The organism is Streptomyces sp. Tue6028, assembly GCF_002300165.1.
In the GTDB taxonomy this organism is placed as follows: Bacteria; Actinomycetota; Actinomycetes; order Streptomycetales; family Streptomycetaceae; genus Streptomyces; species Streptomyces siamensis.
Window position 1 is genome coordinate 376,196 of sequence record NZ_MLCE01000023.1, and the last position, 25,491, is coordinate 401,686.

At 72.2% G+C, this 25,491-nt stretch carries 22 protein-coding genes; 8 read left to right on the forward strand and 14 right to left on the reverse strand.

Annotated elements, in window-relative coordinates; all coding sequences use genetic code 11:
* The first annotated feature begins 111 nt into the window (after positions 1–111).
* On the forward strand, positions 112–1,155 hold the full coding sequence (locus BKI49_RS23660; protein ID WP_095936260.1) for an NAD(P)-dependent alcohol dehydrogenase: 1,044 nt from the start codon (positions 112–114) through the stop codon (positions 1,153–1,155).
* 165 nt (positions 1,156–1,320) lie between these two features.
* On the opposite strand, the gene BKI49_RS23665 is transcribed toward BKI49_RS23660, so the two are convergent.
* From BKI49_RS23665 to BKI49_RS23685, 5 genes are all read right to left on the reverse strand, one after another.
* Complete coding sequence (locus tag BKI49_RS23665) at positions 1,321–2,496, reverse strand: RNA polymerase sigma factor (protein WP_095936261.1); 1,176 nt, start codon at positions 2,494–2,496, stop codon at positions 1,321–1,323.
* Complete coding sequence (locus BKI49_RS23670; RefSeq protein WP_095936328.1) at positions 2,493–2,912, reverse strand: YciI family protein; 420 nt, start codon at positions 2,910–2,912, stop codon at positions 2,493–2,495. The genes BKI49_RS23665 and BKI49_RS23670 overlap by 4 nt, the downstream gene beginning before the upstream one ends.
* A gap of 150 nt (positions 2,913–3,062) precedes the next feature.
* Positions 3,063–4,166: an NUDIX hydrolase gene (locus BKI49_RS23675; protein ID WP_095936262.1), complete on the reverse strand. Its 1,104-nt coding sequence runs from the start codon at positions 4,164–4,166 to the stop codon at positions 3,063–3,065.
* Between the two features lie 138 nt (positions 4,167–4,304).
* Entirely contained in the window at positions 4,305–4,661 is a 357-nt protein-coding gene (locus BKI49_RS23680) for a carboxymuconolactone decarboxylase family protein (protein WP_095936263.1), read from the reverse strand.
* Between the two features lie 370 nt (positions 4,662–5,031).
* Positions 5,032–6,150 (reverse strand): hypothetical protein, encoded by a 1,119-nt coding sequence (locus BKI49_RS23685; RefSeq protein ID WP_095936264.1) that lies wholly within the window; start codon positions 6,148–6,150, stop codon positions 5,032–5,034.
* A gap of 308 nt (positions 6,151–6,458) precedes the next feature.
* On the opposite strand from BKI49_RS23685, the gene BKI49_RS23690 reads away from it, so the two are divergent.
* Positions 6,459–7,616 carry a cystathionine gamma-synthase gene (locus BKI49_RS23690; protein WP_095936265.1) on the forward strand — a complete coding sequence of 386 codons (1,158 nt, stop codon included), beginning with the start codon at positions 6,459–6,461 and terminating at the stop codon, positions 7,614–7,616.
* A gap of 4 nt (positions 7,617–7,620) precedes the next feature.
* Here BKI49_RS23690 and BKI49_RS35965 read toward each other — a convergent pair whose 3' ends face one another.
* The 3 genes from BKI49_RS35965 to BKI49_RS23700 form a co-directional block, all read right to left on the reverse strand.
* A complete protein-coding gene (locus tag BKI49_RS35965; protein WP_257004925.1) occupies positions 7,621–7,869 on the reverse strand; it encodes a hypothetical protein in 249 nt (82 codons plus the stop codon).
* Positions 7,866–8,363 (reverse strand): sigma factor-like helix-turn-helix DNA-binding protein, encoded by a 498-nt coding sequence (locus BKI49_RS35970; protein ID WP_257004926.1) that lies wholly within the window; start codon positions 8,361–8,363, stop codon positions 7,866–7,868. Before BKI49_RS35970 ends, BKI49_RS35965 begins: the two co-directional genes overlap by 4 nt.
* A gap of 263 nt (positions 8,364–8,626) precedes the next feature.
* Positions 8,627–9,133, reverse strand: coding sequence for a MarR family winged helix-turn-helix transcriptional regulator (locus tag BKI49_RS23700; protein WP_179332545.1), 507 nt, complete (start codon positions 9,131–9,133; stop codon positions 8,627–8,629).
* Positions 9,134–9,297: 164 nt separating this feature from the next.
* Here BKI49_RS23700 and ilvA point away from each other — a divergent pair, with 164 nt between their 5' ends.
* From ilvA to BKI49_RS23715, 3 genes are all read left to right on the forward strand, one after another.
* Positions 9,298–10,527 carry a threonine ammonia-lyase gene (ilvA, locus tag BKI49_RS23705; protein ID WP_095936331.1) on the forward strand — a complete coding sequence of 410 codons (1,230 nt, stop codon included), beginning with the start codon at positions 9,298–9,300 and terminating at the stop codon, positions 10,525–10,527.
* A 213-nt stretch (positions 10,528–10,740) separates the two neighbouring features.
* Entirely contained in the window at positions 10,741–11,748 is a 1,008-nt protein-coding gene (locus BKI49_RS23710) for an ATP-binding cassette domain-containing protein (RefSeq protein ID WP_095936266.1), read from the forward strand.
* Positions 11,745–12,602: an ABC transporter permease gene (locus BKI49_RS23715; protein ID WP_095936267.1), complete on the forward strand. Its 858-nt coding sequence runs from the start codon at positions 11,745–11,747 to the stop codon at positions 12,600–12,602. Before BKI49_RS23710 ends, BKI49_RS23715 begins: the two co-directional genes overlap by 4 nt.
* Before the next feature lie 63 nt (positions 12,603–12,665).
* On the opposite strand, the gene greA is transcribed toward BKI49_RS23715, so the two are convergent.
* Positions 12,666–13,163, reverse strand: coding sequence for a transcription elongation factor GreA (greA, locus tag BKI49_RS23720; protein ID WP_095936268.1), 498 nt, complete (start codon positions 13,161–13,163; stop codon positions 12,666–12,668).
* A 212-nt stretch (positions 13,164–13,375) separates the two neighbouring features.
* Positions 13,376–13,777 (reverse strand): DUF4307 domain-containing protein, encoded by a 402-nt coding sequence (locus BKI49_RS23725; protein ID WP_095936269.1) that lies wholly within the window; start codon positions 13,775–13,777, stop codon positions 13,376–13,378.
* A gap of 199 nt (positions 13,778–13,976) precedes the next feature.
* On the opposite strand from BKI49_RS23725, the gene mca reads away from it, so the two are divergent.
* On the forward strand, positions 13,977–14,837 hold the full coding sequence (gene mca / locus BKI49_RS23730; RefSeq protein ID WP_179332552.1) for a mycothiol conjugate amidase Mca: 861 nt from the start codon (positions 13,977–13,979) through the stop codon (positions 14,835–14,837).
* The gene (locus BKI49_RS23735) at positions 14,830–15,087 is read left to right on the forward strand and encodes a hypothetical protein (protein WP_095936271.1); all 258 of its coding nucleotides are present in this window, start codon (positions 14,830–14,832) and stop codon (positions 15,085–15,087) included. Before mca ends, BKI49_RS23735 begins: the two co-directional genes overlap by 8 nt.
* Before the next feature lie 24 nt (positions 15,088–15,111).
* Here the strand turns inward: BKI49_RS23735 and BKI49_RS23740 are convergent, their stop codons facing one another.
* Genes BKI49_RS23740 through BKI49_RS23755 form a run of 4 tightly spaced genes read right to left on the reverse strand, consistent with a single transcriptional unit; the run spans position 15,112 to position 23,237 of the window.
* Positions 15,112–16,134, reverse strand: a complete 1,023-nt coding sequence (locus BKI49_RS23740; RefSeq protein ID WP_179332546.1) for a hypothetical protein — start codon at positions 16,132–16,134, stop codon at positions 15,112–15,114.
* Positions 16,131–17,414 carry a CHAT domain-containing protein gene (locus tag BKI49_RS23745; protein ID WP_179332547.1) on the reverse strand — a complete coding sequence of 428 codons (1,284 nt, stop codon included), beginning with the start codon at positions 17,412–17,414 and terminating at the stop codon, positions 16,131–16,133. The genes BKI49_RS23740 and BKI49_RS23745 overlap by 4 nt, the downstream gene beginning before the upstream one ends.
* Before the next feature lie 5 nt (positions 17,415–17,419).
* On the reverse strand, positions 17,420–20,002 hold the full coding sequence (locus tag BKI49_RS35385; protein WP_095936273.1) for an ATP-binding protein: 2,583 nt from the start codon (positions 20,000–20,002) through the stop codon (positions 17,420–17,422).
* 34 nt (positions 20,003–20,036) lie between these two features.
* Positions 20,037–23,237: a tetratricopeptide repeat protein gene (locus tag BKI49_RS23755; protein ID WP_095936274.1), complete on the reverse strand. Its 3,201-nt coding sequence runs from the start codon at positions 23,235–23,237 to the stop codon at positions 20,037–20,039.
* Between the two features lie 213 nt (positions 23,238–23,450).
* Here BKI49_RS23755 and BKI49_RS23760 point away from each other — a divergent pair, with 213 nt between their 5' ends.
* Positions 23,451–25,484, forward strand: a complete 2,034-nt coding sequence (locus BKI49_RS23760; RefSeq protein ID WP_095936275.1) for a thioredoxin domain-containing protein — start codon at positions 23,451–23,453, stop codon at positions 25,482–25,484.
* Positions 25,485–25,491 lie beyond the last annotated feature (7 nt).

A 25,491-nucleotide genomic window follows, 5' to 3' on the forward strand; every position in this document is an offset into this window, starting at 1 on the left:
TACGCAAAGCCGTGGCCTGGGTGAAACCCCGCGCCGGAGGCAGTCTGGGATGCGTGCTCGGCCGGAGCCGGCCGAGCACGGCACAGACCACTCCTGAGGAGAACTCCCGGCATGACCACTGTTGCTGCCTACGCCGCTCCCGCCGCCAAGGCTCCGCTGGAGCGCACCACCATCGAGCGCCGCGAGGTCGGCGCGGCCGACGTCCTGATCGACATCAAGTTCGCCGGCATCTGCCACTCCGACATCCACCAGGCCCGCGAGGGCTGGGGCGAGGCCATCTTCCCGATGGTGCCCGGTCACGAGATCGCCGGCATCGTCTCCGAGGTCGGCTCCGGCGTCACCAAGTACAAGGTCGGCGACCGGGTGGGCGTCGGCTGCATGGTCGACTCCTGCCGCGAGTGCGACAACTGCAAGGCGGGCCTGGAGCAGTACTGCACCGGCGGCGGAATGACCGGCACGTACAACGCGGTCGGCAAGGACGGCGAGCCCACCTACGGCGGCTACTCCGAGAAGATCGTCGTCGACGAGAACTACGTCGTCCGCATCCCCGACGGCCTGTCGCTGGACGTGGCCGCACCCCTGCTCTGCGCCGGCATCACCACGTACTCCCCGCTCAAGCACTGGAACGCCGGCCCCGGCAAGAAGGTCGCCGTCCTCGGCATGGGCGGCCTCGGCCACATGGGCGTCAAGATCGCCCACGCGCTGGGCGCCGAGGTCACCGTCCTGTCGCAGTCGCTGCGCAAGAAGGACGACGGCCTGAAGCTGGGCGCCGACCACTACTACGCCACCAGCGACCCGAAGACCTTCGAGGAGCTGCGCGGCACGTTCGACGTCATCCTGTCCACGGTCTCGGCCCCGCTCGACCTGGACGCCTACCTGTCCCTCCTCAGGACCGACGGTGCCTTCGTGAACGTCGGCGCCCCCGAGGAGCCGGTCAGGCTCAACCTCTTCTCGGTGATCGGCGGCCGCAAGACCCTCGCGGGCTCCGGCATCGGCGGCATCCGGGAGACCCAGGAGATGCTCGACTTCTGCGCCGAGCACGGCTTCGGCGCCGAGATCGAGCTGATCAGCGCGTCCGAGATCAACGACGCGTACGAGCGGGTGCTGGCGAGCGACGTCCGCTACCGCTTCGTGATCGACACCGCGACGATCTAGTGTCGGCCGGCCTCGGTGCCGGTGAGGGGCGCCCGGGGCCGCACGGCCCGCGGGCGCCCTTCCGCGTCGGCAGACCGCGCCGCCCGCGTGCGTTCCGAAGTGTGTGGCGACCGGATCGGCCCGGGGCCGCCGGAGCGGGTGCCGCGGGAGCCTGCGCGTGAGCCGTCAGCGGCTCCGGCGGGAGTTGAGCCGGGCCGCCTGGCGGGTCAGATGGTCGCGCTCGGCGAGGTTCGGTGCCTTTCGGGCCGCCTCCGCGTACAGCCGTGCCGCCGTGACCAGGTCGCCGTCGCGCTCGTGGAGGTAGGCCGCCACCGCGGTGCGGCGGGGCATGGGGTCTCCGCCGTTCGAAGAGCTCGCGGAGGCGTCGTCCAGCGCCGCGAGCGCCGCCAGCCCGGCGCGCGGGCCGTCGGCCTCGCCGACGGCGACCACGCGGTTGAGCCGGACGACCGGGCTGTCGGTCAGGCGCACGAGCTCGTCGTACCACTCGACGATCTGCACCCAGTCGGTCTCCTCGACGGTGGGCGCGTCGGCGTGAAGCGCGGCGATGGCCGCCTGGGCCTGGAACTCGCCCAGCCGGTCGCGGACGAGGGCCGCCTGCAGGATCTCGACGCCCTCGGCGATCATCCCGGTGTCCCAGCGGCCGCGGTCCTGCTCGGCGAGCGGCACCAGACCGCCGTCGGCCGCGGTCCGGGCGGCGCGCCGGGCGTGGTGGAGCAGCATCAGGGCGAGCAGGCCCGCCACCTCCGGGTGGTCGATCGACGCCGCGAGCTGCCGGGTGAGCCGGATGGCCTCGGCGGCGAGGTCGACGTCGCCGGAGTAGCCCTCGTTGAAGACCAGGTAGAGGACGCGCAGCACGGTGGCGACGTCCCCGGGCCGGTCGAACCGCACGCCGGAGACGGTGCGTTTGGCCCGGCTGATGCGCTGCGCCATCGTCGCCTCGGGCACCAGGTAGGCCTGGGCGATCTGGCGGGTGGTCAGCCCGCCGACCGCGCGCAGCGTGAGCGCGACCGCGGACGACGGCGTCAGCGACGGGTGGGCGCACAGGAAGTAGAGCTGGAGTGTGTCGTCCGCCGCGGGCGCGGGACCCGGCGCGGGCTCCTCGTCGACGAGGTCCTCACGCCGACGCCGGGCCGTGTCGGCGCGGGTGGCGTCGAGGAACTTGCGCCAGGCCACGGTGACCAGCCAGCCCTTCGGATCGCGCGGCGGGTCGGCCGGCCAGACGCGGAGCGCCTCGACGAGCGCGTCCTGCACGGCGTCCTCGGCCGCCGCGAAGTCGGCTCCGCGGCGGACGAGGACGGCGAGCACGCTCGGCGTGAGGCTCCGGAGCAGGGCCTCGTTCATCGATGAGGGCACTCCGTGACGGAGGGCTCCGCGGCCAGGAACGGGCGCAGTTCGAGCCACTCGTGGATCGGCTTCCCGCCCGCCCCTGGGGCGGCCGACAGCTCTCCGGCCAGCTCGACGGCCCGCTCGTGGCTGTCGACGTCGATCACCATCCAGCCGGCGATGAGGTCCTTGGTCTCGGCGAACGGTCCGTCGGTGACCGGCGGGCGCCCCTCACCGTCGTACCGGACCCACTCTCCCTCGGGGGCGAGCGCCTGACCGCCGACGAACTCACCGGTCTTCTCGAGCCGCGCCGCGAAGTCGTTCATGTACTGCACGTGCGCCGAGATCTCCTCCGGCGTCCACTGCTCCATCGGCACGTCGTTGAACGAAGCCGGGGCGCCGCGGTAGTGCTTGAGCAGCAGGTACTTGGCCATGGTGGTCTCCTCGGTGTTCGTGCGACCCATTGTGGTCGCGTCCACCTCGGGGACGGAGCCGGTCACGCGTTCTCGACATCGCCGCCCGAATTTCTTCCGGGCCGTTCCGACCAGCCCGGCGGGCGAGCCGCGCACGACGTGGCCGGGCCGCTACAGGCGGCGCAGGACCTGTGCCTCCGCCCGCTCGACGTGCGTACGGCTGAAGGCGTGCACCAGGGAGAGGTGGAAGAGCGCCGGGGCCAGCGGCGCCCAGCGGTGGATGCGGTCGGGCCGCAGCATGTACTTGACCACCGTCGTCGGACGGAAGGGCACGTAGTCGATGGCCTGGTGTTCCCACCGGTCGGCGACGCCCCGGCTCATCCGCGTCCGGAGGTTCTCGCCGGAGAGCTCCTTCAGCTTGGCGTGGAAGTGGGCGCTCCAGTGCCGCTTGTCCGTGTCCAGGACGAAGGCCAGAAGATCGAGCGTGTACTCGTGGGGCTCCAGGGACAGTTCCTCCCGCATGCCGCGGCGGGCCGCCGCGTACAGGTCCGGGGCGCTCCTGCCAGAGGAGTCGATGTGCCGTGAAAGGCCCTCGTTGACCGAGGAGTTCCAGACGCCCGGCGCCATGCGGACCCGGTCGCTGCGCCGGCTCACCACCAGCATGTCGTCGGCGGTGACCACCGCGACGTTGACGGCGAAGCTGCACTGCAGGAAGGCCGGAGCCGTCAGCGGCGCGTCGGGATCGAGATGGCGGGAGCGGGGGGTCGTGCCGTCGGGGAGCCGGCGGTCCAGCTGCTGGGCGGCGAGGAAGGTGTAGTAGTCGGTCGGGCGCAGCCTCAGGTGGACCTCGGGCCGCTCGTCCAGGGCGGTACGGGATATGTCGAACGACTCGACGGCGTACCGCGGGCCGTTCCACAGCGGAGTGCGCCCCTCCGCACGCAGCCGCTCGCTCTCCTCGGCGATCTCGTCCCGCCAGCCGGCCATGTCCGGGGGCAGCCTGACCTCGTCCTCCAGCACCTGGACGTAGATCGTCTCGGGCGGCACCGGCGACTCCCCGTCACCTTCGACGATCAGGGCGGACGTCTGCAGGGGGCCGAGCGAGAACGTCCGCCAGGCCGCTTCCGACTCCTCCCGCCGCCGCATCGTGCGGATCGCGCTCCTCGAGCGCCGGCGCAGCCGGTACCAGGCATCCTGCAACGGCTGCTGGAACAACACCGCGAACACCATGCCGAGCACGGCACCCACGACGCCGTTGGCAACATCGATTCCGTCCATGCCGCAGACACTATGGATCTTGACGTTGCCAGGAGGCGTCGTGCTCCTTCCGTTATCCCTGCCTGGTCCCTGCCGGTCTTCGTGCCGGTCGTCTCTGCCGGTCGCCTGTGCGGGGAGTCCCCGGCGGCCGGCCGTCGTTCAGGAATGACCGCGGCTCTGGGCCTCGGCCCTGGCGATGGCCTCGGCCTCGCTGTCGGCCAGCGCGATGGCGACGCCGAACGCCTGGGCGATGTGACCCGCGGCCGACATGACGCGTGCCGTGCCCACGACGGGTGCGATGGCTACGAGCACGTCCTGCAACTGCTCGATGCTCAGATCGGCCTTGAGCGCGGGATCGACATGGGCCAGGTACGAGATCGGCGGAGCGTCCATGGCCACCAGCGCGGCGATACGGGTGAGGATCAGGGTCCTCTCGTCCATGCCGCAGCGCTCGATGGAATCGATGGTCATCGCGGCGATCGTGTCGAGAACGGGAGCGTCAGACGCAGTGGCCATGACGGGACCACCTTCCGGTGCCGTGAGGAGCCGCACACGCCACCCGCGGAACGCGGGATTCCCCTGCGTGTCGGCGGTTAGTCCTCTCAGCGTAAGTGCGCCCCGGGCCGCGCGCGCGTCGGTCGTGCGCCGTCTCGCGCCCGCACGGAACGGCGGCCTCCGCCGCAATGCTCGACGCCCCCGGCGTCCGCCGACCGCCGGTCTCGACGGCGCCCCGCGACACGAGCCCGCCGGGCACCCACGGATCCGCAGGGGGTGCCCCGGCTCCTGGGCCGCGGTGCCATGAGGACCGAACTCGCCCACGGGGGCGACTCGTTCATCAACGGCGTGGCGTGGCGTGGCCTGGCGTCGCGGGGCGGACCCGCCGGTGTCAGTGCGGGAGTGTCGCCGGGCTGCCGCCGTTCGCCTCGTATCCCGCCACCGCGAGTGCGCGGTATATCGCGTAGTCCGAGGCCGGGTCGGCGGTGAGGGTCCAGGGCAGCGCGCCCACGTGGCCGTCCACGTGCAGGAGCTGGTCCATGGCCTCGGCCCAGCGCTCGCTGCGGACCAGGAAGAAGACCAGGAGGTGGCGGACGTGGGCCAGCATCGGGTCGTCGGGGCGGGCGGCGTGCACCGCGAACAGTGCGCCGTGCACCGCCTTGGTCACGACCTCGCTCTGGTAGAAGCTGCGGACCAGGTTCACCTCGGGGAGGTGCTCGAAGACCGCGAAGAGCGGCATGGCGGCGAGGAGCGAGCCCTGCGGGGCGCGCGCCGCGGCGGCCTCCGCGAACGAGTAGGCCACGTCACGCGAGCCGTGCCACTTCTCGCACCAGTAGTGCAGGGCCGCCAGATGCGCCCCCATGTGGGAGGGCGCGCGGTCCAGGATCTTCAGCCAGAGCTGCTCGAACTCGGGCTGGGGGTAGGACAGTCCGCGGGCCACGGACAGCTCGACGATGTACGGCACCGGGTCGCCGGGGGCGAGCAGCGCGGCCTCGGCGCAGGCGGACTTCGCCTCCTCCATGATGATCCGGAACTCGTCGGTCCCGGGCGTCGACGTGCGCCACGCCTGCTGCACCAGGAACTCCGCGTGCACCGCGGCGCCGCCCGCGTCCTTCGGGGCCTCGGCCCGCCACACGCGCAGCCACTGCCCGCCGGGCGTCTCGCTCACACCGCCGGGGCGCTGCTGGAGCTCCAGGGACGCGGCGCCCGCGAAGGCCTGCACCCGCTGCCACCGGCGCTCCCCGTCGCTCTCGGTGCCGGCGAGGAGCTGCGAGGCGGCGCGGTAGTCCTGGGTGCGCTGCACGAGGTCGAGCACGTCCAGCAGGTCGTGGTCCGGGCCGGGCATGCGAATGTCCAGCTCCTCCTGCCGCAGGAATCCGTAGTCCGCCGGGTCCGCGGCGTCCGGGTCGCCGGGCGCGACCTGCTGAATTCCGGCACGCCTGCGCATCAGCACCGGCAGCAGGACCAGGCTGAACATGGCCAGCGCCATCAGGACCCAGAGAATCTCCATGTCACAAGCGAACCAGACGGGTCCGACAATTGGCCAACCCGGTCCGGTATCGGTCCGGCAGGCAGTCTCCGGCCGGTCCGGCAGGCAGTCTCCGGCCGGTCCGGCAGGCAGGCTCCGGGCGCGGTGCGGACGCCCGTGTCCGGCCCCGGCCCGCCCTGTCCGGCCCCGGCCACCCGGCCCGACCCCGCCCGACCGGTCCCGAACGGCCCGGCCCCGGCCCCGGTCCGGATCCGCCCCGACCGACCCGGACCGTCGCGTCAGGGGCGTGCGGCGGCATCGGGCGCCCGGGCGCACTACGCTCGGGACCCATGAGCGACAGGCACATCAGTCAGCATTTCGAGACCCTCGCGATCCACGCGGGCAACACCGCCGATCCCCTCACCGGCGCGGTCGTCCCGCCGATCTACCAGGTCTCGACCTACAAGCAGGACGGCGTCGGCGGGCTGCGCGGCGGTTACGAGTACAGCCGCAGCGCCAACCCCACCAGGACCGCACTGGAAGAGAACCTCGCTGCCCTGGAGGGCGGCCGTCGGGGCCTCGCGTTCGCGTCCGGACTGGCGGCCGAGGACTGCCTGTTGCGTACGCTGCTCAGCCCCGGCGACCACGTGGTCATCCCGAACGACGCGTACGGCGGCACCTTCCGCCTCTTCGCGAAGGTCGTCTCGCGGTGGGGCGTCGAATGGTCCGTGGCCGACACGAGCGACCCCGACTCGGTGCGCGCCGCCCTCACCCCGAAGACGAAGGCCGTCTGGGTCGAGACGCCCTCCAACCCGCTGCTCGGCATCACCGACATCGCGGCGGTCGCGCAGATCGCGCGCGAGGCGGGCGCCCGGCTCGTCGTCGACAACACCTTCGCCACCCCCTACCTCCAGCAGCCGCTGGCGCTGGGCGCGGACGTCGTCGTGCACTCCCTGACCAAGTACATGGGCGGGCACTCGGACGTCGTCGGCGGTGCCCTGATCACCAGTGACCAGGAGCTCGGCGAGGAGCTGGCGTACCACCAGAACGCGATGGGCGCGGTGGCCGGCCCCTTCGACTCCTGGCTCGTGCTGCGCGGCACCAAGACGCTGTCCGTGCGCATGGACCGGCACAGCGAGAACGCGGGCAAGATCGCCGAGATGCTCACCCGGCACCCGCGCGTGACCCGCGTCCTGTACCCGGGCCTGCCGGAGCACCCCGGTCACGAGATCGCCGCCAAGCAGATGAAGGCGTTCGGCGGCATGGTCTCCTTCCAGGTCGACGGCGGCGAGGAGGCGGCCGTCGAGGTCTGCAACCGCGCCAAGGTGTTCACGCTGGGCGAGTCCCTCGGCGGCGTCGAGTCCCTGATCGAGCACCCGGGACGCATGACGCACGCGTCGGCGGCCGGTTCGGCGCTGGAGGTCCCCGCCGACCTCGTACGCCTCTCCGTGGGCATCGAGAACGTCGACGATCTGCTCCAGGACCTTCAGCAGGCCCTCGGGCAGTAGCCGTTCACCAGCCGGTCAGCGGTGGGGTCGTCTGCGACGGCGGCTCCACCCACGGGCGGGCCGTCGCCGCCCAGACGGTGAAGGCGACGGCCGCGGCGAACAGCACGAGCCACATCAGGCGCCGGGCCGCCGTCCTGCGGCGCAGCATGCGGCCTCCGCGGCGGACGACGTCCGCGTGCAGGTCGGACGGAACCGTGGGCGGCGCCTGCTCCAGCATCCGCCGTACGGCGGCCTCACGATCGTGCACGTTCATGACGGCGCCACCTCCACGACGGCCGGTGCCGGGCCCCGCGGCGGGTGCAGCAGCGTCGCCATCGAGCGGGCGCAGATCGTCCGCACCCGTTCCGCCGGCAGCCCGAGCAGGGCCGCCGTCTGTTCCTCGGCGACCCCCTCGTACAGCCGCAGCACCACGATCAGGCGCTGCTGGGGCGTGAGCCGGGCCAGCACGTGGTCGGGGGAGGGGCGCGGCCGGCCGAAGCTCCCGTACTGGTGCCAGGCCGAACGCGCGAAGCGGACGGCCAGCTGCTGGCGGGCGCAGTCGTACGGGTCCTCGCCGCGCAGCCGGTCCCAGGAGGCGTACGTGTGGGCGAGGGCCTGCACCAGCAGGCGTCGCGCGCGCGGGTTGGCGTTGCGGGGTTCGGCGGTGAGCAGCGTGGCGGCATGCAGCAGCCGCCCTGCCGCGCCCGCGACGAACGCCTCGAACTCCCGGGCCCGGCGGGCGCCTTGGGACGCCTGCCGTTCTCGCACCACGCCTCCCGCCTGAGAGCGCCCCCGAGGGGACGGGGTCCCGGCCGCGTACGGCATGCCGCACCGCGTACGAGGAGGACCCGGTCTCATATGAGGCCAGGCGTCGCCTTCCGGTCAAGAGCCCGGGGCACACCCACGCGCGCGCGGGCACACCTCGCCCGCGCCGGACACCCCCTCCCCGGCGCCGTCCTCCGGGCGGGCCGCCCCGCGCGTGCGGCAGCGGCGCTCCGGGCCTCCGACACGGCGAAGTGCGTCCGCGGAGGTCAGGAAGTCGGCTGGGACTCGGCGACGGGCCCGCCCTGGGCCGCCTGACGTGCGGAGAGGGCGCCATTGAAGCGCGTGAGGAGCGTGCAGAAGGCCTCACGCTCCTCCGGCGCCCAGTCGTGGGTCAGCTCGGCCATCAACTGACGCCGGGAGGAGCGCACTTCGTCGAGCCGGGCCTGCCCGCGCGGCGACAGCTGGAGCACCACCGCGCGCCCGTCCTCGGGGTGCGAGGTCCGCTTCACGAGCCCGGTGTCGACGAGCGGGGCCACCTGCCGGGTGACCGTCGAGGAGTCGATGCCCATGCTCGCGGCGAGCGCCTTGACGCCCATCGGGCCTTCCTTGTCGAGGCGGTTGAGCAGCAGGTACGCGGCGCGGTCCATGGAGTTGCGCACCTGCCCCACCCCGCCGAGCCGGGTCTGTTCGGCACGGCGCGCGAACACCGCGACCTCGTGCTGCAGCGTGTCGAGAAGACCGGTGTCACCGACGGTCGTCATGTCCATCGACATTTCAGGTGTTGTGGGCATGGCCGGGGGCTCAATTCATGCGTGGGAGGCTGGGTTGGGGGACAGGGTACGCGGCCGGGAGGCGGGTCGTACCGGCGCTGCGTAAACCAGTCTCGCAGCGTGGTCAAGCAGGGAGCGGACCCGCGTGAACTGCGAGACTGGTGGTCATGAGCTACAGCACGGCTGACTCCTTTCCCAGCGTGACTCTCGACGACGTCCGTGGCGCGCAGAAGATGCTCACGGGCGTGGCGCGGATGACCGCGATGGAGGGCAGCAGGTACCTCACCCAGCTGGTCGGCGCTCCGGTCCACTTCAAGTGCGAGAACCTCCAGCGGACCGGTTCGTTCAAGCTGCGCGGCGCCTACGTGCGGATCGCCGGGCTGCTGCCGGAGGAGCGCGCGGCGGGCGTGGTCGCGGCGAGCGCCGGCAACCACGCGCAGGGTGTCGCGCTGGCCTCCTCGCTGCTCGGCGTGCGCGCCACGGTGTTCATGCCGACGGGCGCCCCGCTGCCGAAGGTCGCGGCCACCCGCGACTACGGGGCCGACGTGCGGCTGCACGGCCAGGTGGTGGACGAGACGCTCGCCGCCGCTCAGACGTACGCGGCCGAGACGGGTGCCGTCTTCATCCACCCCTTCGACCATCCGGACGTCATCGCGGGCCAGGGCACGGTCGGGCTGGAGATCCTGGAGCAGTGCCCCGAGGTGCGCACGATCGTCGTCGGCATGGGCGGCGGCGGGCTGGCCGCGGGCGTCGCGCTCGCCGTGAAGACGATCCGCCCGGACGTGCGGATCGTGGGCGTGCAGGCCGAGGGTGCCGCCGCGTACCCGCCGTCGCTGGCGGCGGGGCGTCCGCTGTCGATCGACAACCCGGCGACGATGGCCGACGGCATCAAGGTCGGCCGGCCCGGCGACGTGCCGTTCCGGATCGTCGACGAACTGGTGGACGAGGTCCGCACGGTGTCCGAGAACAATCTGTCGAGCGCGCTCCTGCTGTGCCTGGAGCGCGCCAAGCTGGTCGTGGAGCCGGCCGGCGCGAGTCCGGTCGCCGCGCTGCTGCGGGATCCGCGCAGCTTCGAGGGCCCGGTGGTGGCCCTGTTGTCGGGCGGGAACGTGGACCCGCTGCTGATCCAGCGCATCCTGCGGCACGGCATGGCGGCGAGCGGCCGCTACCTCGCGGTCACGCTGCGGCTGACCGACCGTCCCGGGGCTCTCGCCACACTTCTCGGGGTGTTGTCAGTGGCGGACGCTAACGTCCTCGATGTGAGCCACGTACGGACCGACCCACGGCTCGGGCTCACGGAGGTGGAGGTCGAGCTGCACCTGGAGACGAAGGGGCCCGAGCACTGCGCCGAAGTGAATCTGGCGCTGCGCGAGGCGGGGTACACCGTCATCGACTGAGCCCTGCGAGGCATCGGCCGAGGTCAGGGCCACTGTTCGTCCCACTGTCGGTCCCGGATGGAAAAATCTGTTGAGTGACGCGATACATCGCGTTACGGTGTGCCCCTTGCCATACGCTCGGCCCGCGGACGAATACCCCACCGGCCGGGCGTGCCGTACAGGGCAAAAGCAAGACATTTCCGTGAAAATCCCCAACGACGTGGAGAAACTCACATGCCAGGCGCCATCTATGCCGAAGGCCTGGTGAAGACCTTCGGTGACGTAAGGGCTCTGGACGGCGTCGATCTCGATGTCCCGGAGGGCACCGTCCTGGGCCTGCTCGGTCCGAACGGCGCGGGCAAGACCACCGCGGTCCGCTGCCTGACGACCCTGCTGCGCCCCGACAGCGGCAAGGCGGTCGTCGCGGGCGTGGACGTGCTCAAGAACCCCGACGCGGTCCGCCGCAGGGTCGGCCTCTCCGGACAGTTCGCCGCGGTCGACGAATATCTGACCGGTCGCGAGAACCTCCAGATGGTCGGCCAGCTCTACCAGATGAAGGCGAAGGCGGCGAAGGTCCGTGCCGAGGAGCTGCTGGAGCAGTTCAACCTCAGCGACGCCGCCGACCGCACCGCCAAGACGTACTCGGGCGGCATGCGCCGCCGGCTCGACCTGGCGGCCGCCCTGGTCGTCTCCCCGCCGGTGATGTTCATGGACGAGCCGACGACCGGCCTCGACCCGCGCAACCGCCAGCAGCTGTGGGACGTCATCAAGCAGCTGGTCTCCGGGGGCACGACGCTGCTGCTCACCACCCAGTACCTCGAAGAGGCCGACCACCTCGCGCACGACATCTGCGTGGTCGACCACGGCCGCGTCATCGCCCGCGGCACCGCCGACCAGCTCAAGGCGCAGACCGGCGGCGAGCGGGTCGAGGTCGTCGTGCACGACCGCGAGCACATGGCGACCGCCTCCGAGGTGCTGCGGGGCTTCGGCAAGGGCGAGACCACGGTCGAGGAGCACACCCGCAAGCTCACCGTGCCCGTCACCGGCGGCGCGAAGCTCCTCGCGGAGGTCATCCGTGAGCTGGACACCCGCGGCATCGAGATCGACGACATCGGCCTGCGCCGCCCCACCCTCGACGACGTCTTCCTCTCGCTCACGGGCCATCTGGCCGAGGCGAAGGACGAGGACATCTCAGCGGCGGACGGCACGGGCCGTCAGCGCAAGAAGGAGGCCGGCAAGTGAGTGCCGCCAGTGACGCCGTGCAGCTCACGGCACCCTCGAACCCGGTCAGCCAGTCCGTGCGCGACTCGCTGGTCGTCGCCAAGCGCAACCTGATCAGGATGTCCCGGATCCCGGAGATGGTGATCTTCGGGCTGATCCAGCCGATCATGTTCGTGGTGCTGTTCAGCTACGTCTTCGGCGGCTCCATGCAGATCGGCGGCAGCACCAGCCCCACCGACTACCGCAACTTCCTGATGGCGGGCATCTTCGCGCAGACCGTCACCTTCGCCACCGCGGGTGCCGGCGCGGGTATCGCCGACGACATGCACAAGGGCCTGATCGACCGTTTCCGCTCGCTGCCCATGGCGCGCGGAGCGGTGCTGACCGGGCGCACGCTCGCCGACCTCGTCCAGACCGCGCTGACCCTGCTGGTCCTCGCGGTGGTCGCCCTCCTGGTCGGCTGGCGCGTCGGCTCCGACGGCGACACCAACGCCTTCAAGGTGCTGGGCGCCTTCGGCCTCCTGCTCCTGCTGGGGTACGCGTTCACCTGGATCGGCGCGCTCATCGGCCTGTCCGTGCGCACCCCGGAGGCGGCCACCTCCGGCGGACTGATCTGGCTCTTCCCGGTCACGTTCATCTCGAACGCGTTCGTGGACTCCAGCAACATGACGCCCTGGCTGCGCCACATCGCCGACTGGAACCCGTTCAGCGCCACCGTCCAGGCCTGCCGGGTGCTCTTCGCCAACCCGGGGCAGTCCACGTCGGAAGCCTGGCCCATGCAGCACTCGGTCTGGGCCTCGGTGATCTACTCGGTCCTGATCATCGTGCTCTTCCGGACCCTGGCGGTGCGCAAGTACCGGTCCGCCACCGCGTGACACGAGATGACGATGCCCCCGGCCGCACGGCCGGGGGCATCGTCGTAGTCGTCGGTCCCGGGCTCAGCCCTGGTACGGCTCGGCCTTGAGGATCTTCACCGAGGCGAGCTTGCCGTTCGGCAGCTCGTACTGGGCGTCCTCGCCGACCTTCTTGCCGTTCACACCGGAGCCCAGCGGGGACTGCGGGGAGTAGGTCTCGATGTCGGAGCTCGCGTACTCGCGCGAGGCCAGCAGGAAGACCAGGGTGTCGTCCTCGTCGCCGTCGAAGGCGATGGTGACGACCATGCCCGGTGCGACCACACCGTCCGCCGCGGGAGCCTCGCCGACCTTGGCGTTCTCCAGGAGCTGGGTCAGCTGGCGCACACGGAGCTCCTGCTTGCCCTGCTCCTCCTTGGCCGCGTGGTACCCGCCGTTCTCGCGCAGGTCGCCCTCCTCGCGCGCGGCCGCGATCTTGGCGGCGATCTCCGTGCGCGCAGGACCAGACAGGTGCTCCAGCTCGGCCTTGAGCTGGTTGTACGCCTCCTGGGTCAGCCAGGTGACGTTCTCGCTGGTCTGGGTCACAGGTGCTCCTCGTAGGTACTGGGAATACAAAGCATCGCCCTACCCAGAAGAATGTTCCTTCACGGGTGGGCGAAACCACGAGCCTAACAATTCAGTGGCTCGAAAGGGAGGACATAACGCATCAGAATTACGTCAATGCAGGTCAGCGGGTATGTGCTGGTAGGAGCTGCGGGCGATGTCCGCCCGTGTGGTCCCGCCGCCTGCCGGTCCGCTCAGTCCGCGTGACAGCCGAGCAGCTCCGCCGTGGTGCCACGGGCCGTCGTACGCAGGGTAACCACCTTGTCGACGCGTGACGAGCTCTGGTCGAAGCGGAAGTCCGCCCGGCCCACCTCTCCGCCGTCCTCGGACTGGGAGCGGAGCGTGCAGTAGCCGTGGGCGCTCGCGTCCTTGCGTACTTCCAGGTGCACCTCGACGGCGCTGTCCGAGACCGCCTTGAAGGTGATCACTTCCGCGCTGATCTTGCTGCCGCCGACGTAGTAGTACGCGAACCAGCCGATCAGGGCCAGCAGGGCGACGCCCAGAACACCACCGATGATCTTGAGTTTCCGGTCGGCGCGCTCGTCCGCGGAGCGGCCGTAGCGGCCCTCGGGCAGCTGGGTGCTCGCCGTACTCATGATCGTCCTCTCGGCAGGGCCGGGACCAGGGTCCTGGAAGGGGGCCCGTAGACAGGGCCCTGGAATTATTGGCCCCCCGATTCCGTCACTATAGAAGCCGCCCGAGGCGCTCTCTCACGCCGGGCGCCGACCGCTGATCCACCACTGAGGCGACAGCCGACCGACCGAGGATTGAGTCTTGACTGACCAGCTGCGACTGATGGCCGTGCACGCCCACCCCGACGACGAGTCGAGCAAGGGCGCGGCGACCATGGCGAAGTACGTGTCCGAGGGGGTGGACGTGCTGGTCGTGACCTGCACGGGCGGCGAGCGCGGCTCCATCCTCAATCCGAAGCTCCAGGGCGACAAGTACATCGAGGAGCACATCCACGAGGTACGCAAGAAGGAGATGGACGAGGCCCGCGAGATCCTCGGCGTCAAGCAGGAATGGCTCGGCTTCGTCGACTCGGGCCTTCCCGAGGGCGACCCGCTGCCGCCCCTTCCCGAGGGCTGTTTCGCCCTGGAGGACGTGGACAAGGCGGCCGGTGAGCTGGTCAAGCAGATCCGCTCCTTCCGTCCGCAGGTGATCACCACCTACGACGAGAACGGCGGCTACCCGCACCCCGACCACATCATGACCCACAAGATCTCGATGGTGGCGTTCGAGGGTGCGGCCGACACCGAGAAGTACCCGGAGTCCGAGTACGGCCCGGGTTTCCAGCCGCAGAAGCTGTACTACAACCAGGGCTTCAACCGCCCGCGCACCGAGGCGCTGCACCACGCCATGCTGGACCGCGGCCTGGACTCCCCGTACGGGGAGTGGCTGAAGCGCTGGAGCGAGTTCGAGCGCACGGAGCGCACGCTGACCACGCACATCCCGTGCGCCGAGTTCTTCGAGATCCGTGACAAGGCGCTCATCGCGCACGCCACGCAGATCGACCCCGACGGCGGCTGGTTCAAGGTCCCGATGGAGCTCCAGAAGGAGGTCTGGCCGACCGAGGAGTACGAGCTCGCCAAGTCTCTCGTCGACACCTCCCTCCCCGAGGACGACCTCTTCGCGGGCATCCGCGACAATGCCTGACATGAGCGCAAGCCAGGCACTGACGCACCTCGTCCCCCTCGCCAAGGAGGTCGACGAGAACAAGGTCACCCCCGGCGTCCTCGGCTTCATCGTCTTCGCGGTGATGGCCCTGGCCGTATGGGGGCTGATGAAGTCCATGAACCGCCACATGGGCAAGGTCACCTTCGAGGAGGACCCGGAGAAGGACACGGCGGCCCCGGGCAAGGGCGCCGTCGGCTCCGGCGGGAAGGCCTCCCCGGCGAAGGGCTGAGCCGGCCCTCGCGCCGAGCCGGGCTCAGCGCGAATGGTCCGCCAGGGACAGCAGCAGGTGCGCGCACTCCGGCCGCAGATGGTCGGAGTGCGCACCCGCAGGGCCGTTCCCCCGAGTGAACACGGCACTGGCGTCGACGCTGACGAAGCGGTGGTCGAGGACGCCGTGCGGATACGGCTCCTCGACGCCTCGCATGGCGACGGCGGACACCGGCGCGGGCGCCGTGCCGATGCCGGCGTACCCGATGCCCGCGCGTTTCTCCGCGCGCAGATGCCAGAAGCCGGTGGCGCGGTCGTGCTGCGAGTACGTCGCCACGACCGGACCGTGCAGCGGTGCCCCGGCGAGCGCCCGGAAGGTCGAGTCGAACGCGTCGCGGGGGCTCGCCATCTGCAGCAGCAGCATCGAGTCGACCGTGAACGGGCGGCCCGGCGGCCTCGGAGTGCTCCAGCCGAGTGTGGCGCCCGGCGGCCCGTCCGCCGCCCACTGCACTGCCTCGCACAGGAAGCGGCAGCCGAAGGAGTGCCCGACGAGGTGCAGATACTGCCCGTCGCGGTTCGCCAGCACGGGAGCGGCGGCCGGATCCGCCCGATGGCGGTCCAGATAGCCGAGCAGCTGTCCGATGACCCGCGCGGCATGACCACCGGTGGACATGGCGTGGGCCCGGTCCCGGATACGGCGGTAGCCGCCGAGCGACGGGAGGGAACGGGAGGGCCAGCGGACCAGGACCGGCCACGGGACGAACGGCCGTCCCGGACGGGCGAGTCGGGGATACAGACCACGACGCCCCTCGTACTGCCGGGACACCAGGCCGAGGAGGTCGCGGACGGCGTCCAGCGCCGCGTCCCGGGAGGTCTGCCAGCCGTGCACGTACACGACGATGTCGGTGGCCCAGGGCGGCGGCGTGAGGTGCTGGGCGACATACGCGTCGAGGCGCGCGGCGGGCACCGGACGTGGGCCCGACCGGGTGGGGCGCAGCGGCCACCCGGACTCGTCCAGGTCGAAGGTGCGGATGTCGGGGGCGCGTACCCCGGCCGCGGTGGCGTTCATCGGGTGATCCGCTCCAGTCTGCTGTCCATGCCGCAGTGCAGGGTGTAGGCGAAGCCGAGCGGATTGCTCCAGGTGTCGGCGAAGTGCCGGGCCAGCCCGTGGGCTATCTCGCCGGCGGTCTCCCGGCCGCCCAGATAGCGGGTGACGAACGCGTACGCGTACTCGGCGGCGAACATCTGCGGCATCTCGATCTGCGGCCCCAGCACACCGCCCGCGCCCGCCTCGATGAGAGCGCCTCCCAGGTGGACCAGCTCGGCGGAGCCCGGCAGCCCCGCGTAGCAGGCGTTCAGCAGCACCAGGGGCCGGTAGGTGAGCAGTGGGTCCTCGGAGGTGCGCCGTGCTCTGACGCTGCGGGCGTCGATGTCCTTGTGGTCGCTCAACTGCACGACGAGCAGCGGGGCGCTGTCGTCGGCGGTGTGCCGGAAGTGTCCGTGGCACCAGAAGTACATCAACTGCTCGTCCAGGGCGCCCGAGCCGAAGGCGTCCAGCAGCTCCTTGCGCAGGGTGCGTTCGACGGCGACGGTGTTCGTCGCGAGGGCGGTCTCGACGTCGGCGGCCCGGGTGCGGCCCTCCGGGTCGATGCCCTTGTCGTGGTTCAGGCTCACCACCGGTACGGGCCGCGGCGGTGCCGACTCGTCGTCGGCGATGGACGGGTAGTAGCTGCCGGTCTGTTCGATCTGGTGCCGGTAGCCGAGGAAGCGCCGGAAGACGTCGTCCGGGCCGTCGGCGGGATCCTCCGGCAGGCAGAGCATCGGCCAGGGCAGGAACAGGTCGGAGTCGACACGGATCCGCAGCGTGCGGTCGCCGCTCAGCACCCGGGTCAGGACGTCACGGAAGCGCCGGGTGCCCGCGCCGCCGTCGCCCAACAGCTCGCCGTACAGCAGGTAGGCGCCCTGCCGGGCCAGCTCGTCGAGGATCTCGCGGTGCTCCTCCTTGGGTTCCGCCGTGAGATCCGGGCACATGGCGTACGGCAGCCGTGGACGGTCCATGACGGGGATGCCGTGCTCGTCCACCGGCTGGAAGTCGACCAGTTCCCGCTTCCACAGCTCCCGCAGACCCGCCGCCGCCGCGGTCACCGCCGCGGGCCGCACGCTCAGCTTCACCGCGTGCTCGGTCGGGGACGGGGGGACGGCCGGCCCGTACATCCGGGCCCGGATGTGGTCGTCGGCGTAGGCGTCGAGGGCGAGGACCAGGTCCGGGTGGCGGACGGAGGCGGCGGGCTGCCGGGTGAAGCCGTGGCTCGGGTCCTGGACGATCTCGGTGGGAAGTTCGCCGGGCATGGGGCTCAGGCCCTCCACACGGGTTCGGCGGCCGTCGCACGCCGCGCCTCTTCGGGAACCGCCGTGCGCGGGGCCGGGCCGATCGTCCACACGTCGATCTCCGTCTCGACCTGCTGGAGGACGGTTCCGGTGGCCTGGTCGGTGATCGTGAAGCGGATGCGGTGGCGACCGGGCAGACGTGGGACGAAGCGGAACTCCGCTCCCTCGGTGCTGATGGCGTGCAGGGGTTCGACCTCGGCGAGGGTGAGCGGGACGGCGCGGGCGGTGAGTGCGGGGCGCGGGTCCGTGGACCACGGGTGCCGGGCGCCGGAGACGATCTCCAGGGCGATGCGGGTAGGAGTGCCGTCCAGCAGAGTCACCCGGACGCGGGATCTGGACGCTTCCGGATCGTGGGCGTCGGCGCGGGGTTCGGGCTGCGTGTAGCGGGCGGCGCGGGGGATGCGGAGATTGCCGTCCGGGGCCCATTCCACCGCGTCCAGCAGGTCGGCGGGGTAGCGGCCGGCCAGCTCGTGGGACGGCTCGGAGCCCGTCGCCGACTCGGCGAGCTCGACCCAGGCCTCGCCCGCGTCGTCGCCGACGAGCCCGAACCAGTGGCGGATGTCGCCCGACCAGCGGTGGTGCGGGAACCGGCGGACGGGGTCGTGGAGGGCACGCTCCAGCAGGGTCCAGGCCGTGCCGTGCGCGCAGTCCGTGACCTCGAAGAGCCGGAGGGCCTCGTCGAACAGCGGATCCGCCTCGCTCCGCCCGTCGGCCGTGTTGCTCGTACGGCCCAGGGTCAGCGCGTGGTGGTGCAGCGCCCAGGCCTGGCCGAGCCGGTCGCCGACTTCTCGGAAGCGGTTCGTCACCGCCGGGAACTCGTGCTCCCACAGGAAACTCGGCGCGTCCGTCATCGCCAGGATCCACCACAGGTGCGCCCAGGCCGCGCCGCGCGGGTCGTCGTCCGCCTCGTGCAGAAGGCGTGCGTCGTAGAGCCCTTCGATGTCGGCGGTCCCCGATTGCAGCGACAGCCGCCCGAGCTCGGTCGCCGCCCAGGCCACACCCCGTGACTCGCCGCGGGTGTGGAACTCCTCCCTCGCGCTGTGCAGGAGCTTCTCCGCGTCCTCGACCTCGCCGCGCAGCAGACACAGCCGCCCGTACTGGAACACCGTCCACGCCTCGCCGCGTCGGTCGCCCCGGACCTGATGGGCCTCCACGGCGCGGCGGAGCAGTGGCCCGACGGGGCGCAGATCACCCCGGTCGCAGAGGACCGCGGCGCGGGTGAGGAGGGCCCATGGGTCGGCGCCGCGACCGGAGGGGAGGGCGGAGAGGTGGGCCTCGGCGTCGTGGAGCCGGCCCATGCGGTGGGCCGTGACGGCCTGTTCGAGGACACTGTCGTCGTCGGCCGGGCGTCCGGCGAGGAGAGCCACCGCCCGCTCCGGCTGCCCGGATTCCCGGGCGGCGACGGCCAGGTGCACGTCCGGCGTCACCCGTCCCGTCCTGGCCCAGAGGAACTGCCGCAGGACCAGCACCTCGGCGAGGCGGCCGTGCCGGGCCAGCTGATGCGCCAGGGTGTCGGTGAAGACGTCCGGTACGGCCGGACGGCCGACCAGGTCGACGACGGCGGCCGGATGGCCGTCGTACGCGGCGGGGTTCGCCTCGGCGGCTGCGGCGAGAGCCCGTTCGGCATCGGCCGACCGGTCGCGCAGTTCGGCGTCGCTCCAGTTCCGGTCGACCAGCGAACGGATCACGGGAGGCAGCCGGAGAACGCCCTCCCCGGCCGGGTGGAGCAGTTCGTACCGGCACAGTTCGTGGACCGCCCCAGGCCCTTGCGCCAGCGTGTCCAGCAGTTCCGCCGGAAACTCCTCGGTGTCGAGCGCGGACAGGGCTTCGAGCAGCTTCCACGCCTCTTCGGCCATCCACGCCGGGGCCGGCAGCCGCACGGGCGTGGGAGGACGCCCGCTGCCCACCGCGACCGCCACCTGGGCCCCCACGATCCGGGCCAGCAGGGGAAGGCCCCGCGTGGCCTCCACCAGCCCGTCGAGGGACTCTCCCACGGCCGTGAGGGCGGAGTGCCCGGCCGCCTCGCCGACGAGGGCCGCCGAGTCGGTCCGGTCCAGCGGGCGCAGGTGGCAGAGAGCGACCGGCGCGCCCTGCGGTGGCCGGGCGTCCGTCGAGCCCATCAGGAGGACCGACAACGTCCTGGAGAAGGCGCTGACCAGGTCGGCCAGCAGGTCGTTCGCCGCGGAGTCCGTGGGGACTCCGTCCACGACGACGACGGCGGGATGTGCGAGGAACAGTTGCCGGCAGATGTGCACGACGGTGTCCGGGACCGCCGCCGGAGCCTGCCCGACCACCTCGGCGAGGGCCCGCGCACCGGCCTCGCCGCACGCGCCCAGCAGCCGCAGCAGTGTGACGTCGGACCGGAGCCCGAAGTCCGCGGCCCGCACGCGGAACACCGGAAGCCCCCGCTCCTCGGCGAGTTGCCGCGCGAGCACGCCGAGGAAGGCGGACTTGCCCATGCCGGGCTCGCCGGTCACCACCAGTGGGCGGCCACCCGCCAACTGCTCTCGCGCACCGGCCAGTTCCCGCGCGCGCCCGACCAGCTCCACCGGATCCCCCTCCTCCGCGAACGACAGGACCGTCCTACCGGGCCGACGGCACCGCCACCCCCATCACGTCCCGGGCGTGGCGGCCCGGGACCAGCCCCAGGCGCCAGGCCTGCCAGCCGGCGTCCAGGTCGACCCCGCGTTCCAGAAGCAGTCGGTACGCCTCGATGCAGTCGTCCAGCTTTCCGTCGCGGGAGGTGTGGCCGGCCCGGGACAGCTGGGCGAGCTCCTCCTCGGCGACGGCGGCGCCCACCTCGTAGCCCCCGGGGGCCGCGTACGGGAGCAGGGTGCAGCGCAGGAAGCGGGCCCAGTCCCCGCCCCGCCGGTCGCCGTACGAGGTGAAGAGGTCCACCGCCTCGTCGCACAGGGTCAGAGCCTGTTGCGTGCGCGCGTTCCCCGCGTCGACGACCGCCAGCTCCAGGCAGGTCCACGCCTCGCCGTGGGCGACCCCGATGCGCTGGAAGTCGGCGCGCGCGTCGACGAGGAGCTGGCGGGCGAAGCCGGAGTTGCGCAGGGAGCCGGTCTGGGCGGCGCGCTGGTCGCGGGTGACCCGGGCCGAGTGGTGCCGGGCGCACGCGAGCCCGTACACGTCCCGCATACGGGAGAACATCGTCCGGGAGCGTTCCAGCTCGCGGACCGCCTGGTTCAGGTTGCCGGCCTCCTCCAGGGCCTGGCCGAGGTAGTAGACGGTCCAGGCCTCGCCGCGCGCGTCCTCGTTCTCGCGGTGGCGGGACGCGGCCTGGCGCAGGCCGTCGACCGCGGAGGACGGGTCGCCCTCGACGAGCCGGGCGCGGGCCAGCTGGGTGAGGGCCCAGGCCTCGCCGCGGGGGTCACGGGTGCGGCCGTACAGGTCCAGGGCCTCGCGCAGCTCGCGGTCGGCGCGCGGCACGTCGCCCATGCGCAGGCCCAGCTGGCCGAGGTGGAAATGGGTCCACGCCTCGCCGTGCACGGATTCGCTCTCGCGGTGCAGGACGAGCGCCTGGGTCAGCAGGTCGAGCGCCTGGGCGAGCCGGGAGCGGTCCCGCTCCACCGCGGCGAGCGCGTGCATCGTCCAGGCCCGGTCGGCCGCCAGGTCGGGGGAGGCCTGGAGGTCCATGGCCTCCTGGAGCTTGGCCGCCGCCTCGGTGAGGTTGCCCTGGTGGTGCAGGGTGATGCCGAGGGAGCACAGTGCCCGGGCCGCGCCCGCGTCGTGGTGCGCCTCGAAGTAGAGGTCCACGACGGAGGCCAGGGTGGTGCGCGCCTTGTCCAGTTCGCCCAGCTGGCGGGCGGCGATGCCGGTGCGCCACTGGACCGAGCGGACCAGCAGTCCCTGGTCGACGGCCTGGGTCAGCTCGCTGATCTCGCCCAGGCGGTAGAGGTCGCCGCGCAGCAGGCAGTAGTCGCACAGGGCGCCGAGCAGATTGAGCACCGCCGCCTGGTTGACGCCCTCCGCGTGCCGCAGCGCCGCCGTGATGAAGCTCGACTCGTCGTCCAGCCAGCGCAGCGCCGCGTCGAGCGAGGTGAAGCCGTGCGGGCCGAACTGGTCCGCACGGGTGGACGTCTTGCCGTCGACGAGGCGGATCACCGAGTCGGCGAGTTCCGCGTAGTTCACGATCAGGCGTTCCTGGGCCGCCGTGCGCTCGGAGGGCTCCTCCTCGTCCATCAACCGGGCCGCGGCGAAGGAGCGGACCAGGTCGTGCAGGCGGTAGCGGCTGCCGCGCACGTGGTCGATCAGCCCCGCCTGCGAGAGCACGGTGAGATGGCGGGTCGCCTCCGGTTCGTCCGTCGCCAGCAGGGAGGCCGCCGCGGCGGCGCCCAGGGAGGCGCGGCCCGCCAGGGCCAGCCGGCGCAGCAGTCGGCGGGCCATGTCCGACTGGTCGGTGTAGCGCAGCCACAGCACCCGCTCGACGGGTTCCACCGGGCCGTACGCCTCCAGGTCCGTGGCCAGCCGGCGCGGGGTGCGCGGGCCGAGGCAGGAGCCCGCGATGCGCAGGGCGAGCGGCAGCCCGCCGCACAACTCCCGCACCCGGTCGCTGGATTCGGCGTCGTACGGGCCCGAGGCGTCCTGGGCCGCCGCGTTCAGCAGTTCCTCGCCGCCGGCCGCGTCCAGCGCCTCGACGGGGAGCTGGTGCACCCAGGCGGTGAGGTCGGCGGACAGGTCGAGCGGTTTCCGGGAGGTGACCAGGACCAGGCTGTCGGAGCGCTCGGGGATCAGGGTGCGCACCTGTCCGGCGTCGCTGGCGTCGTCCAGCACGATCGTCACGGGCAGGTCCGTCAGATGCTGGTGGTAGAGCTCGCTCAGCCGCCTGACCTGCTGGTCCTGTGAGGCGCGTTCGCGGAAGAGGAGCTGTTCGCGGGGCGCGCCGAGCCGGTTGAGGAGGTGCAGCAGGGCGTCCCGGGTGGTCAGCGGCGGGTCGTCCGGGCTGTCGCCCCGCAGGTCCACCACGCACGCGCCGCGGAACTGGTCCCTGAGGTCGTGCGCCGCCCGGACCGCGAGGGTGCTGCGGCCGGAGCCGGGCGCTCCGTGCAGCACCACGACCGTCGGTCGGGTCTCGGTGCTCGCCCGTGCCGCTTGCACCCACTGCGCGATCCGTGACAGCTCCGTCCGCCGGCCCGCGAACGGGCCCTCCGGCTTGGGTAGTTGGCCGAAGGACTGCTCCAGGACATTGCGTCGCCGGGCGGCCGCGCTCTTGTCGGTGCGGCGCAGCTGGGGCGCCCCCTGCTTGGCGCCCGTGGAGGCGCTGAGCACGCGCTGCTGGTCGAGGAAGGGGCGGATGCCCCGGACCTCCAGGGCGGTCAGCCACTGCAGCCGCAGCTGCTCGGCACCGCCGGGCTGCCCGAGCGCCCCGGCCCGGCGGCTGGCGGCCGGCACGTGCGAGGCGGTCACCTTGAGCACGGTGGCCGCCGCTCCCGCCACGGCGACGGTGGCGCCCGCGCCGACCGCCGTGCCCGCGCCCGTGCCGAACGCCAGGTCCGCGACGACGGCGGCGGCCGCCGCCACGGCCGTGACCAGTAAGGACGTGCCGGCGCGCTCCCGTGCGTAGCGTTGCCCGAACGTCAGCTGTCCTGCCTCGGCCTCGTCGAGTGCGCGTGTGTACGCTCCGTACTCCTCGGTGGCCGTCTGTCCCATCGCGTCGAGGGCGGCCCGTGCCCGCGACAGCAGCACGCCCCCGTCGACGCGCCCGCCCGAGCGCCGCACCTCTTCCTCGACGGCCCGGGCCAACAGCCGCTCGGCCTCCGCCCGATGGCTGTCCCGCATGTCACGTCCCCCTCCGGCAGCAACTCCTTGGCCTACGAGTGTCCTTCGTGCGGGACGTGAAGGACAGAGGACCGTCGATCATTCGCGCAGTGCCCGCCCTGTTCCTCCACGCCGGGCAGCCCCGGGGGCCCGGCGCGGACGGCTCACCCGTGGGGGCGCGCCCGGCACCCGCGTGCCGCTCCGCCGCCCGGGACACCGTGGGAGAGTGGGAGTGTGAACCGACTGGCCCATGAGACGTCCCCGTATCTGCTCCAGCACGCCGACAACCCCGTCGACTGGTGGCCGTGGTCGGCCGAGGCCTTCGACGAGGCGCGCAGACGGAACGTGCCGGTGCTGCTGAGCGTCGGCTACAGCAGCTGTCACTGGTGCCATGTCATGGCGCACGAGTCCTTCGAGGACGAGGCGACCGCCGCCTACCTGAACGAGCACTTCGTGAGCGTCAAGGTCGACCGCGAGGAGCGGCCGGACGTCGACGCCGTCTACATGGAGGCCGTGCAGGCCGCGACCGGGCAGGGCGGCTGGCCCATGACCGTGTTCCTCACATCGGACGCCGAGCCGTTCTACTTCGGCACCTACTTCCCGCCCGCGCCCCGCCACGGCATGCCGTCCTTCCCGCAGGTCCTGGAGGGTGTCACCAGCGCCTGGACCGACCGGCGCGACGAGGTCGCCGAGGTCGCGGGGAAGATCGTGCGGGACCTGGCCGGGCGCGAGATGAGTTTCGGCGACGGCCGGGTGCCCGGCGAGGAGGAGCTGGCCGGCGCGCTCCTCGGGCTCACCCGGGACTACGACACGGCGCGCGGCGGATTCGGCGGGGCGCCGAAGTTCCCGCCGTCCATGGTGATCGAGTTCCTGTTGCGGCACCACGCGCGGACCGGCTCCGAGGGCGCGCTCCAGATGGCCGTGGACACCTGTGAACGGATGGCGCGCGGCGGCATCTACGACCAGCTGGGCGGGGGGTTCGCCCGGTACTCCGTCGACCGCGAGTGGATCGTGCCGCACTTCGAGAAGATGCTGTACGACAACGCGCTGCTGTGCCGGGTCTACGCCCATCTGTGGCGTGTCACCGGCTCCGAGCTCGCGCGCCGCGTCGCCCTGGAGACCGCGGACTTCATGGTGCGTGAACTGCGCACGGAGGAGGGCGGGTTCGCCTCCGCCCTGGACGCCGACAGCGACGACGGGACGGGCCGCCACGTCGAGGGCGCGTACTACGTGTGGACGCCGGAGCAGCTGCGCGAGGTCCTCGGCGAGGACGCCGGACTCGCCGCCCAGCACTTCGGGGTGACGGAGGAGGGCACCTTCGAGGAGGGTGCCTCCGTGCTGCGGCTGCCCCAGCACGAGGGCGTCGTCGACGCCGACCGGATCGCCTCCGTGCAGCAGCGGCTGTTCGCCGCGCGCGCCGGCCGTCCCGCCCCCGGCCGGGACGACAAGGTGGTCGCGGCGTGGAACGGCCTCGCGGTCGCCGCTCTGGCGGAGACCGGCGCGTACTTCGACCGCCCCGACCTCGTGGACGCCGCGATCGGCGCGGCCGATCTCCTGGTGCGGCTGCACATGGACGACCACGCGCGACTGGCCCGTACCAGCAAGGACGGTCAGGTCGGGGCCAACGCCGGTGTGCTGGAGGACTACGCGGATGTCGCCGAGGGTTTCCTGGCGCTGGCGTCCATCACCGGGGAGGGGGTCTGGCTGGAGTTCGCGGGCTTCCTGCTCGACCATGTGCTCACGCAGTTCACGGACGCCGAGTCGGGCGCCCTGTTCGACACGGCGGCCGACGCCGAGGAGTTGATCCGCCGGCCGCAGGACCCCACCGACAACGCCACGCCCTCGGGGTGGAGCGCCGCGGCCGGGGCGCTGCTGAGCTATGCGGCGCAGACCGGTGCCGAGCCCCATCGCACCGCCGCCGAGCGGGCGTTGGGAGTGGTGAAGGCGCTGGGGCCGCGCGCGCCGCGCTTCATCGGCTGGGGTCTCGCGGTGGCCGAGGCGCTCCTCGACGGACCGCGGGAGGTCGCCGTCGTGGGACCGGCCGGCGATCCGGCGACCAGGGCGCTGCACCGTACGGCGCTCCTGGGCACGGCGCCGGGAGCCGTCGTCGCCGCGGGGGTGGCGGACAGTGACGAACTACCGTTGCTTTCCGGCCGACTTCTGGTCGACGGGCGGCCCGCCGCGTACGTCTGCCGTAACTTCGCCTGCGACGTCCCGACGACCGACCCCGACCGGCTCGAAGCGGCCCTGAGCGGCCGAAAGGTCTGATCCCAAC